This is a genomic window from Haemophilus sp. oral taxon 851 str. F0397 (assembly GCF_000242295.1).
Classification (GTDB): Bacteria; Pseudomonadota; Gammaproteobacteria; order Enterobacterales; family Pasteurellaceae; genus Haemophilus.
In genome coordinates this window covers 210,521-222,485 of sequence record NZ_JH591080.1, presented here as the reverse complement: position 1 = coordinate 222,485, position 11,965 = coordinate 210,521, and the positions used below count along the sequence as shown (strand labels likewise).

General features: G+C 36.9%; 11 protein-coding genes. 5 read left to right on the top strand and 6 right to left on the bottom strand.

All coding sequences use genetic code 11. The annotated features are described in order from the left end of the window. Positions 1-26: 26 nt before the first annotated feature. The 3 genes from HMPREF9096_RS02345 to HMPREF9096_RS02355 form a co-directional block, all read right to left on the bottom strand. The gene (locus HMPREF9096_RS02345; protein ID WP_009766859.1) at positions 27-542 is read right to left on the bottom strand and encodes a SprT family zinc-dependent metalloprotease; all 516 of its coding nucleotides are present in this window, start codon (positions 540-542) and stop codon (positions 27-29) included. A gap of 64 nt (positions 543-606) precedes the next feature. Next, a complete protein-coding gene (metK, locus tag HMPREF9096_RS02350; RefSeq protein WP_009766858.1) occupies positions 607-1,761 on the bottom strand; it encodes a methionine adenosyltransferase in 1,155 nt (384 codons plus the stop codon). A gap of 83 nt (positions 1,762-1,844) precedes the next feature. Further along, positions 1,845-2,426: an anthranilate synthase component II gene (locus tag HMPREF9096_RS02355; protein WP_009766857.1), complete on the bottom strand. Its 582-nt coding sequence runs from the start codon at positions 2,424-2,426 to the stop codon at positions 1,845-1,847. A gap of 41 nt (positions 2,427-2,467) precedes the next feature. Between HMPREF9096_RS02355 and HMPREF9096_RS02360 the strand changes: the two genes are divergently transcribed. Together HMPREF9096_RS02360 and HMPREF9096_RS02365 are read left to right on the top strand one after the other, a co-directional pair. Next, positions 2,468-3,454 (top strand): aminodeoxychorismate synthase component I, encoded by a 987-nt coding sequence (locus tag HMPREF9096_RS02360; RefSeq protein WP_009766856.1) that lies wholly within the window; start codon positions 2,468-2,470, stop codon positions 3,452-3,454. After that, positions 3,454-4,020, top strand: coding sequence for an aminotransferase class IV family protein (locus HMPREF9096_RS02365; protein ID WP_009766855.1), 567 nt, complete (start codon positions 3,454-3,456; stop codon positions 4,018-4,020). Before HMPREF9096_RS02360 ends, HMPREF9096_RS02365 begins: the two co-directional genes overlap by 1 nt. Positions 4,021-4,058: 38 nt before the next feature. Here the strand turns inward: HMPREF9096_RS02365 and HMPREF9096_RS02370 are convergent, their stop codons facing one another. Next, positions 4,059-4,403, bottom strand: coding sequence for a DUF496 family protein (locus HMPREF9096_RS02370; protein WP_005630430.1), 345 nt, complete (start codon positions 4,401-4,403; stop codon positions 4,059-4,061). A 186-nt stretch (positions 4,404-4,589) separates the two neighbouring features. Here HMPREF9096_RS02370 and serC point away from each other — a divergent pair, with 186 nt between their 5' ends. Then, the gene (gene serC, locus HMPREF9096_RS02375) at positions 4,590-5,678 is read left to right on the top strand and encodes a 3-phosphoserine/phosphohydroxythreonine transaminase (protein WP_009766854.1); all 1,089 of its coding nucleotides are present in this window, start codon (positions 4,590-4,592) and stop codon (positions 5,676-5,678) included. Between the two features lie 89 nt (positions 5,679-5,767). Further along, positions 5,768-6,868, top strand: a complete 1,101-nt coding sequence (gene hisC / locus HMPREF9096_RS02380; RefSeq protein WP_009766853.1) for a histidinol-phosphate transaminase — start codon at positions 5,768-5,770, stop codon at positions 6,866-6,868. 73 nt (positions 6,869-6,941) lie between these two features. Here hisC and grxD read toward each other — a convergent pair whose 3' ends face one another. After that, positions 6,942-7,265, bottom strand: coding sequence for a Grx4 family monothiol glutaredoxin (gene grxD, locus HMPREF9096_RS02385; RefSeq protein WP_032803529.1), 324 nt, complete (start codon positions 7,263-7,265; stop codon positions 6,942-6,944). A gap of 147 nt (positions 7,266-7,412) precedes the next feature. Then, positions 7,413-8,492, bottom strand: coding sequence for a porin OmpA (ompA, locus tag HMPREF9096_RS02390; RefSeq protein WP_009766851.1), 1,080 nt, complete (start codon positions 8,490-8,492; stop codon positions 7,413-7,415). A 379-nt stretch (positions 8,493-8,871) separates the two neighbouring features. Here ompA and HMPREF9096_RS02395 point away from each other — a divergent pair, with 379 nt between their 5' ends. Next, entirely contained in the window at positions 8,872-11,955 is a 3,084-nt protein-coding gene (locus HMPREF9096_RS02395; RefSeq protein ID WP_009766850.1) for an FAD-binding and (Fe-S)-binding domain-containing protein, read from the top strand. Positions 11,956-11,965: the final 10 nt, after the last annotated feature.

The following is an 11,965-nucleotide window of genomic DNA, read 5'->3' as shown; positions in this document are numbered from 1 at the left end:
TGAACTGGAAAAATATATCACAAAAATTATTCTGTTTCATCGACAAAAACTAATTTTCCCTTACATTTTCTACATAAATATTCAATCTTTTCTCTCACTATTCTATTATGGCGGCGAATACTTAGAAAATGTGTTTGACATGCACAATGATATTCAAAGGTTTTCCCTTGCACACTTTTTACATCAAATTGATGACAAGTATCCGCAGGAAGATTAAAAATTTCATTCATTACAAGCTGCCATTCCCGCCCATGTGGTTTTACACGACCAAACATTTGATACACAATCAAATGCGCAAGCTCATGAGGAACAACTTGTCGAATAAATTCATCTGTATTTTCTAATAGCAAAGTGCGGTTAAATTTTATTTCATTTTTTTGTAGGTAAGCCACTCCCGCCTTTATGCCACGTAACTCATAATTTACCTCAGGCATTGTAAATTTTCGCTTAAAATAAGCCTCTGCAAGCAGCAAAGACTGATTCAATTTGCGTTGCACTTGCATTTTTAAATGACGAAATGGAATTTGCTCTATTGATGTCATGATTGAAAAGAAAAAACCGCTAGATAAGCGGCTTTTATATAATTTACTAAATTAAAAAATAAGATTATTTTAATCCTGCTGCAACACGTAATTCTGCTGCACGATCGACTTTTTCCCAAGGGAATTGCTCACGACCGAAATGACCATAAGCTGCCGTTTCACGATAGATTGGTTGGATTAAATCTAACATTTTAATTAAGCCATAAGGACGTAAATCAAAGAATTCACGAACTAATGACACTAATAATTCATTCGCAACTTTTCCAGTTCCAAAGGTTTCGACCATGATAGATGTTGGATCAGCCACACCAATCGCATAAGAAAGTTGGATTTCACAACGATCTGCTAAACCAGCTGCCACAATATTTTTTGCGACATAACGTGCAGCATAAGCTGCTGAACGGTCAACTTTAGATGGATCTTTTCCTGAGAATGCACCACCACCGTGACGAGCGGCACCACCGTAAGTATCTACGATAATTTTACGACCAGTTAAACCACAATCCCCCATCGGTCCACCAATAACAAAACGGCCAGTCGGGTTAATGAAGAATTTTGTTTCTTTAGAAAACCATTCACTTGGTAATACCGGTTTGATAATTTCTTCCATCACACCTTCATGCAAATCTTTTTGGCTAACTTCTTCAGAATGTTGAGTAGAAAGCACAACCGCATCCACACCAACAATTTTATTATCTTCATATTTTAACGTTACTTGGCTTTTCGCATCTGGGCGTAACCATGCTAATTTACCGCTTTTACGCACTTCAGCCTGTTTTTCCATTAAGCGATGTGCATAAGTAATAGCTGCTGGCATTAATACATCCGTTTCATTGGTGGCATAACCAAACATAATACCTTGGTCGCCTGCGCCTTGATCTAATGGATTTTCACGATCAACGCCTTGATTAATATCTGCAGATTGTTTACCAATTGCATTAAGCACCGCACAAGAATGGCCATCAAAACCCATTTCAGAATGTTCATAACCAATATCACAAATCACTTTACGCGTTAAATTCTCAATATCGACCCATGCTGATGTTGTGATTTCCCCCCCCACCAATGCCATACCAGTTTTTACGTAGGTCTCACAAGCTACTCGTGCTTTTGGATCTTGTTTTAGGATTTCATCAAGTACCGCATCAGAAATTTGATCGGCAATTTTATCTGGATGCCCTTCAGATACAGATTCAGATGTAAATAAATAGCTAGACATATTTTCTCTCTTTTTTTCTAAATTTAGATGTATTGACGTATAGACGTCTATAATACGTATTTTTGCTTAATAAGCAAGCGCTATTATTGATTAATCGCAGCAGGAATAGTCAACCAATTACGCAAAATTTGCTCACCAAAGTCTGACATATATGACTCAGGATGAAACTGAACACCAAAAATTGGTAACGATTTATGCTGCATCGCCATTACCACATCTTCATCACAAAGTGCGGTGATTTCTAGACCGCTAGGAAAATCTTCTTTCTGTACTCCCCAAGAATGGTATAGCCCGATATTAAATTCGCTTGGAAGGCTAAAAAATAATGGAGAATTTGACCGCACTTTTAATGTTCTTTTCTGACCGTGACGAACATTCTCTAAGTTATACAATGTACCACCAAAAAATTCACATAAGGTTTGATGCCCTAAACACACACCTAAAATAGATTTTTGCTGATAATATTTTTCCAACATCGAAAAAAGTTGTGGATAAACTTGTGGTACATCAGGCCCTGGAGAAATCAATATATGACTATAGTTTTCCGCTGTATTTTCTTTCAAATCTTCCACGTTTAAAACATCATAAGGCACATTTAATTTTCGAATTAAATCAACCAAGTTAAAAGTAAAAGAATCGTGATTATTAATGATGAGTAATTTCATAACCGCTCGGCATTCGTTATAATCAGGCAATTTTACGCAAAATGACACAAAGCACAATGCAACATTTTATTGAACAGGCTAATCATTATGGCAAACAACGCACGCCATTTTTCTTTCTCATTGATTTTGAAAAAGAAAAACCATTGATTTGTCCTCTAAAAAATTGCGCACAACAAGGCATTTATTTTGATATTTTAGGGAAAAGAAATCACACAATTTCTCCACAACCTCTCCCTCTTAATTTGACCAAACATCCAATGCCCTTCTCGAGTTATCAACAAAGTTTTGAACTTGTTCAAAGTGAATTAAAAAAAGGTAATTCTTATTTATTGAATCTAACTTATCCTACTGAAATTTCAGGTAATCTGTCACTTGAACAAATTTTTCATCAAACCAATGCTCCTTATAAATTGTGGTTACAAGATCAATTTGTTTGCTTCTCACCAGAATGTTTTATCAATATTCATGACAACAGCATTTTTACTTATCCCATGAAAGGGACAATTAATGCATCTCTGCCCGATGCAGAAAATCAGTTACTCACAAATGAAAAAGAACAACGAGAACATTACACGATTGTTGATTTGATGCGTAATGATTTATCCATGGTGGCAGAAAACATTCAGGTGAAAAAATTTCGTTATATCGATCGCATCAAAACACAGAAAGGTGAAATACTGCAAACCAGTTCTGAAATTTACGGAAAATTGCATGAAAACTGGCAAAATCAAATTGGGGATATTTTAGCGACACTCTTGCCTGCTGGTTCCATAAGTGGCGCCCCAAAAGAAAAAACCACACAAATTATTCAACAAGCAGAAAAACAAAAACGCGGTTATTACACAGGAATTTTTGGCATATTTGATGGTAAAACACTACAAAGTGCGGTGGCAATTCGATTTATTTCTCAAGTAGATGAAAAATTTTATTTTCATAGTGGAGGTGGAATTACCATTCATAGCAATGAGCAAGATGAATATGAAGAATTGTTAGAAAAAGTCTATTTACCGATTGAAGGTGCTGATTAATGTATCCTCTATTTGAAACCCTTTGTATTGAAAACGGGAAAATTCAAAATATCGATTTACACCAAGCGCGATATGAACGTAGCTTGCGTGCATATTATGGCAAAAGTGCGGTGAAAATTTTTAATCTTTTTTCACTCATTCAACTTCCTGAGTCCTTACAAAATCAATTAGTTCGCTGCCGCATTGATTACAATGCCGAAACCATACAAATTCAATATTTTGAATACCATCGAAAAATTTACCTCACTTTTCAACCTGTAATTTGTGATGATATCGAATATGGCTTGAAATATTCTGATCGCAGTTTAATTAATACATTATTTGCTCAACGTGGCGCTAGTGATGAAATTATTATTATCAAAAATGGAAAAGTGACAGATTGTTCCATTGGTAATTTAATTTTCCGACAAGGGAAAAAATGGTACACACCAGACACGCCATTGCTTTTAGGCACACAACGAGAAAAATTATTACAAGAAGGGAAAATTCAAGAATGCACAATATTCCAAGAAGATATTGTCAATTTTGATGAAACTAAAATCATTAATGCAATGAATAGCTTATAAAAATAAGCCGACTGATTCAGGCGGCTATTTTATTACAATTATTTTTCAGAATTTTTCAACAATTCCGCATGCGCTTTTTTCTGACTTTTCATTTTCGCACTAATCTCACGACGCTGTGTAGAAAGCTCTGCATTGCGAATCGTATAATCATCAACACGACCTTCATAGTCATCACGCATACTTTCAATAATTCCACGCACCTCTTCGATGGTCATATCATCACGAATGTATTGATTTAAGTTATCTAACAATAATACGCGTTTTTGATTGTCACGGATTTTACGATTATTGTCTTCCATGTCGCGCTTAATTTTGTTTTTCGAACGATACATACGCACGTATTCCAACACCTCTTGGAAAGATTGCTTGTTTACAGTTTCCATAATGACTCTCTTTTAGTAAGCAAATTGATGGCGGTAATGTAGCCTCTTTTTGGTAATTCGTCAAAAGCTGAAAGTAAATTTTGTGAGTCAGCTCAAAAAAATTTTTTATTTACCGAAAAAGCGTTTGATTCTCTGCTTTTCTAGTGATAAAACAGATTCAACTATCTACAAAAATAAGGAAACACAATGTCACAAGTCTTTAATTTTAGCGCTGGCCCAGCGATGATTTTTCCAGAAGTGCTACAAAAAGCACAAGGTGAACTGACAAACTGGCTCAATCAAGGCGTATCCGTGATGGAGGTGAGCCATCGCGGTAAATATTTCATGGAACTTATTACTCAAGCAGAAAAAGATCTACGTGAGGTTTACAATATCCCTGATAACTATCGCGTACTTTTCCTACAAGGTGGTGCTCGCGGTCAATTTGCAGCGATTCCGATGAATTTAATCGGTAAAAAAGGCAAAGCCCTTTATTTAAATAGTGGGCATTGGTCAGCTACAGCGGCAAAAGAAGCAAGAAATTTTGCAGAAATTGATGAAATCACTATTGTAGAAAATGGCGAGCAGACACGAATTACCAATCTTGATTTTAGCCATATCGCTGATCAATATGACTACGTTCATTATTGCCCAAATGAAACCATCAGTGGTGTGGAGATTTTTGATGTCCCAAATGTGGGAAATACCGTATTGGTCGCTGATATGTCTTCAAATATTCTTTCACGCCAAATCGATATCAGTAAATTTGGGGTAATTTATGCAGGTGCTCAAAAAAATCTTGGTCCAGCGGGCATTACATTAGTCATTATTCGCGATGATTTAATCGGTAATGCACGTAAAGAAACCCCATCTATTTGGAATTATGCAACTCAACGTGATGCAGACTCAATGATCAATACACCACCAACATTTGCTTGGTATTTATGCTCCCTAGTATTTAAACATCTTAAAGAGATGGGGGGCTTATCGGTGATCGCAAAACGTAATACGCTAAAAGCACAAACGCTTTATGATTATATTGATTCGAGCAAACTTTACCGCAATGTGATAGCAAAAGAAAACCGCTCAACAATGAATGTCACTTTCATCACTGGCAATCCTGAATTAGATGCAAAATTTGTCGCAGAGTCTACTGCTGCGGGCTTGCAAGCCCTGAAAGGTCACAAGGTTTTAGGTGGAATGCGAGCATCTATCTATAATGCTATGCCACAAGAAGGCGTTGAGGCACTCATTTCATTTATGAAAAAATTTGAAGCTGAAAATCTTCCTCAATAGTTAAAGAACATTTTCAATGGGCGTATTCACTACGCCCAAATTTACTTGAAAATTAATCCTAATCCACACCAATATTTTCAAATAACACTATGCAGTACATAAATATTGCCAATCGTGGCGTAAAATCCTTATCACCTTATCAAGCAGGTAAACCAATTGAAGAATTAGAACGCGAACTTGGTATTTCCAATATCGTTAAACTTGCCTCAAACGAAAACCCATTTGGTTTTCCAGAAAGTGCAAAAAAAGCAATTTTCGAACAATTAGATAAACTGACTCGTTATCCAGATGCGAATGGCTTTGAACTAAAACAAACTATCGCAAGAAAATTTGGCGTTCAACCAAATCAAATTACACTCGGAAATGGCTCAAATGATTTATTAGAACTTTTTGCTCACACTTTCGCAAGCGAAGGCGATGAAATCATTTATTCGCAATATGCCTTTATTGTTTATCCTTTAGTGACTAAAGCGATAAATGCAGTTGCAAAAGAAATTCCTGCTAAAAATTGGGGGCATGATTTACAAGGATTTTTGACCGCACTTTCTGATAAAACAAAGCTCATTTACATTGCTAATCCCAATAATCCAACGGGCAATTTTTTAACATCACAAGAAATTGAAGATTTTTTAGCCGAAGTCCCCCAAAATGTAATCGTGGTATTAGATGAAGCCTACACTGAATTTACCATAGCTGAAGAACGAGTGGATTCCTTCCGTTTATTAAAAAAATATTCAAATTTAATTATTTCCCGCTCTCTTTCTAAAGCCTATGGTTTGGCTGGCTTACGCATTGGTTATGCGGTATCTAATCCAGAAATCGCAGATTTATTAAATCGAGTTAGACAACCATTTAATTGTAATTCTTTGGCATTAACCGCTGCTGTTGCCGTAATGAATGACGATGAATTTGTTGAGAAAGTAGCTAAAAATAATCGAGTAGAAATGAAACGTTATGAAGAGTTCTGCCAACATCATCAATTAGAATATATTCCTTCCAAAGGAAATTTTATAACGATTGATTTCAAACAACCCGCAGCCCCAATTTATGATGCATTATTACATGAAGGCGTAATTGTTCGCCCAATTGGTGGGTATGGCATGCCGAATCATTTGCGTATAAGTATTGGTTTACCTGAAGAAAATAATCGATTTTTTACCGCACTTTCTAAGGTATTAAAACTTGCCTAGACTATTTGTTCAATAAAAACAAATTGGTTTGTATAAAAAACCCGCTATAAGCGGGTTTCATTTTTCTCATATCTTAAGCGTGTTTTGCTGCAACTTCAGACAATAAAGTTTGTAATTCACCAGATTGATACATCTCTAAAATGATATCACAACCACCAATTAATTCTCCCTCTACCCATAATTGCGGAAAAGTTGGCCAATTTGCATATGTTGGTAATTCAGCACGAATATCTGGATGTTGCAAAATATCTACATAACCAAAAGGTACTTTACAATTCATCAATGCTTCAGATGCACGAGCAGAAAAGCCACAAGATGGTAATTTTGGTGAACCTTTCATATAAATAAGAATTGGATTTTCACTAATTTGCTTTTTGATTTTGTCTAAGGTTTCCATAATGTTCCCTATAAATAAATGAGAACCGCATTCTATCATAAGTTAAAACTTGATTGAAATGCTTGGCTTATTTATAAAAGACAAAAGGCCTAAACCGAAGTTTAAGCCTTTTGCTGTATTTAATCTTTCGTTAAACGAACACTAAAATTATTTAGTACCGTTAACTGCGATTTCTACACGACGGTCTGGAGCAAGACATGCGATAAGCGCTTTACGACCTTTAACTTGGTCACAAGTTGCGCCAGTCACTGGGTTTGCTTTACCATAACCAGTTGCAGAGATTGCATCTGCAGAAACACCTTTAGCTACGAAGTAGTTAGCTACAGTGTCAGCACGACGTTGAGAAAGTTTTAAGTTACCCGCGTCAGAACCGATACGGTCAGTGTAACCAGCAACAGCTACTTTAGCGCTGTGAACTTGTGCGATTTCACCATAGATACCATCTAAAGCTGCTTGAGCTTGTGGTTTTAAGTTTGCTTTACCGAATGCGAAAGTCACATCAGAGTTTAAGTTGAAAGTTTTGCTTACAACTTCAGGTGCTGCTACAACTGGAGCTGCGCCTTGACCGAAACGGTAAGAAATACCTGCATTGATAGAACCAATCCATGGAGAATAGTTTACACGATGACCGTTTTCATCATTAAAACGACCCACTTTATTCACCCATTGATATTCTAAACGTGCTGCTAATTCAGGCAAAATAGCATATTCTAAACCAGCTGCAAACACAGGGGAAACATGTAAATTATGTTGTTTACGTTTCCCATCAAAAGTTGCATTTTCTTGAGGATTTGCTGCATATGCAGCTTTAGTAATTTTAAGATCAGATCGAACTAGAGCAACACCTGCACGTCCGTAAAAATCTAACCCATTTAAACCTACCAGGCTACCCACATCATAACTACCTTTTAAAGTTAGATGAGCACCATGAGCAGTATGCTTACCTAAAGGTTGAGCATCTGAACGGTATCTAACACGACCAAAATCGTCATAACCTAATTCAACCGCTAAACCTAAGTTATCTTGATTTAAAATTTGATAACCACCGAATACGCCATAAGTGAAAGAATTACGGTGATAACCTGGAGCTTGACCTCTGATACCATCGTGGAAAGATGCTTGACCAGCTTTAACACCTGCATAGAAAGTGTTTTCTTGTGGAGCTGCTTGAGCTACTGAAGCTGCTGCTAAACCAGCAACTACTAATGCGATTGCAGTTTTTTTCATTTTGATGTCCTCTATTTAGTCATCGAATAGTAATAAAAAAGTGTCCTTGTTTATACTGAACTTTTAATTGAAGTTACATTCTAAACAGTCGCTTAACTAGGGTTTTGAATTTGCCCTACTTTTTACCTTTTGACAAATTCAATTCCTTTGTTTACGCCAAAGGAACGTTCAAAAGTGCGCTTATTATCCTATAAAAATTGAAAAGATCAAATTATTTTGAACTTTTTGTTCATTTTTTACTCAAAAACATGCTATTCTTGACTCGTTTACTCCATAAAACACTCCTTAAAAATGCTCAAAATCTAATTCGACATTGTTCGCACCTTAAGATATTATCGAGAACACCCAGCTATTTATATCTTTAAATGAGTTAAATGCTATGTTGCCAAGTCTAAATCGCACTCCACAAATTGAACAAGATGTCCTTAACTATCTCCAAGCACTTAAAAAACAACATTTTGAAGGAGATATCTCTACAAATTATGCAGATAGATTAAGTCTTGCTACGGATAACAGCGTTTACCAACAGCTTCCTCAAGCGATTCTTTTTCCGAAAACTGTTGCTGATATAGTGCGTATAACAAAATTAGCAAATTTACCTGAATATCAATTGCTCACCTTTACGCCTCGCGGTGGAGGCACTGGCACAAATGGACAATCCATCAATAACAATATAATAGTAGATATTTCTCGTCATATGACTGCTATTTTAGAACTCAATGTAAAAGAACGTTGGGTTCGTGTACAAGCAGGCGTAGTAAAAGATCAACTTAATCAATTTTTAAAATCACATGGTTTGTTCTTTGCCCCAGAGTTATCCACCAGCAATCGAGCGACTTTAGGTGGAATGATTAATACGGATGCCTCGGGGCAAGGCTCATTGCAATATGGTAAAACCTCTAATCACGTTTTGGCATTACGCGCAGTATTAATGAACGGTGAAATTTTAGATACAAGTGCGGTCAATTCTGTCGATGTTTTAGAAAACGTCGATGCGCTTGAATTAAGTGATAGTAGCAAAAGACTCCATCAAACCATTGCGCAACACTGTAAAGAAAAAAGAGCGGCAATCATTAAAGATCTGCCGCAACTTAACCGTTTTTTAACGGGATACGATCTCAAAAATGTATTCAATGAAGATGAAAGTGAATTTAATCTCACCAGAATTCTCACTGGTTCTGAAGGTTCTCTCGCATTTATTTGTGAAGCCAAACTCAATCTTCTGCCTATTCCTCAGTATCGCACGCTCATCAATATTAAATATCGTTCTTTTGATGCGGCATTACGCAATGCCCCTTTTATGGTGAAAGCCAATGCACTTTCTGTGGAAACCATTGATTCCAAAGTCTTAAACCTCGCCAAACAAGATATTATTTGGCACTCGGTGAATGAACTTCTTACAGAAGATGAAGAAGATCCAATTCTCGGTTTAAATATTGTGGAATTTGCTGGTAATAATAAAGAAAAAATAGACCGCCAAGTCACCGCACTTTGTCTCTCACTTGATGAAAAAATCGAACACAATCAAGATCACATTATTGGCTATCAAGTCTGTTCTGATTTACCGTCTATCGAGCGAATTTATGCAATGCGAAAAAAAGCAGTGGGCTTACTTGGTAATGCAAAAGGTGCAGCCAAACCGATTCCTTTTGTAGAAGATACTTGTGTCCCCCCAGAAAATCTTGCGGATTATATTAGTGAATTTCGTGCTTTATTAGACAAGCATCATTTACAATATGGCATGTTTGGGCACGTGGATGCGGGCGTATTGCACGTTCGCCCAGCGCTTGATTTATGCGATAAAGAACAAGTGAAATTATTTAAACAAATTTCAGATGAAGTGGCAGAACTTACGATTAAATATGGTGGATTACTTTGGGGAGAGCATGGAAAAGGCGTACGTTCCCATTACGGCGAAAAATTCTTTACGCCAGAACTCTGGTACGAACTTCGTTATATCAAAACCTTATTCGATCCAAACAATCGCTTAAATCCGGGCAAAATCTGTACGCCTTTGGATTCCAAAGAGGAACTTTATTCTATTCTTTCGCCGATGCGGGCGGATAACGATCGCCAAATTCCTATCCAAATACGAGATGAATTTAAGGGGGCGATGAACTGCAATGGAAACGGCTTATGTTTTAATTTTGATGAACACAGCATTATGTGCCCATCGATGAAAGTCAGTAAAAACCGTGTATTTTCGCCGAAAGGTCGCGCAGCTATGGTTCGAGAATGGCTTCGATTGATGGCGAATGAAAATGTTTCGCCCGCACAATTAGACTTCCGTAAAACAGAAATAAAGCTAACTTCACTTGTGAAAAGACTGAGCAATACGGTTCAAAAATGGCGAGGCGATTATGATTTTTCTCACGAAGTAAAAGCTGCAATGGATACTTGCCTTGCTTGTAAAGCCTGTGCGAGCCAATGCCCGATTAAAATTGATGTACCAAGTTTCCGCGCGAAATTCTTTCATTTTTATCACAGCCGCTACTTACGGCCCGCAAAAGATCACATTGTGGCAAATTTAGAAATCGCTGCGCCTTATATGGCAAAACAGGCAAAATTCTTTAATTATTTTACCAAGCTAAAAGTCACGCAAACATTAGTGGAAAAAACACTAGGCATGACCGATTTGCCCTTGCTTTCTGAACCCAATTTGCAACAACAGCTGGTGGAAATTCATTATCAAGGCAAATCCTTAGAAAAATTGGAAAGTCTAAGTGCGGTAGAAAAAAACGATATTTTATTTATTGTGCAAGATCCTTACACCTCTTACTATGATGCGAAAGTGGTACGCGATTTTGTTATGCTTACGCAGAAATTAGGCTTTAAACCAATTCTGTTGCCATTTAAACCAAATGGCAAAGCAATGCATATTAAAGGTTTTTTAAAACGCTTTAGCAAAACAGCACAAAACCAAGCCGAGTTTTTAAATCGAATGGCAAAATTAGGCATTCCACTTGTAGGCGTTGATCCAGCTATCGTGCTATCTTATCGAGATGAATACAAGGAAGCACTACAAGAAAAACATGGTGACTTTCACGTTCTCACCGCTCACGAATGGTTAAAACAACGCTTACAAAATACGGCGTTACAAGATAAACTGAAAAACATCGTCAAAACTGACCGCACTTCCGATTGGTATTTATTCCCGCATTGTACGGAATCTACTTTTATGCCGAACAGTCCAAAAGAATGGCAAGAAATTTTTGGAAGATTTGGGCAACAACTTAATGTAGAAAAAGTAGGCTGTTGCGGTATGGCTGGTGTATTTGGACATGAAGTTCAAAATCAAAAAATGAGCCGAGAAATCTACGATGTATCGTGGCATAAAAAACTGCATGGAAAAGATCCGCACTTTTGTTTAGCAACTGGTTATTCTTGTCGCAGTCAGGTAAAACGTTATGAATATGTGGTGCTAAAACACCCAGTGCAGGCATTATTAGAAATTTTAGCGTAATGAAAGGAAC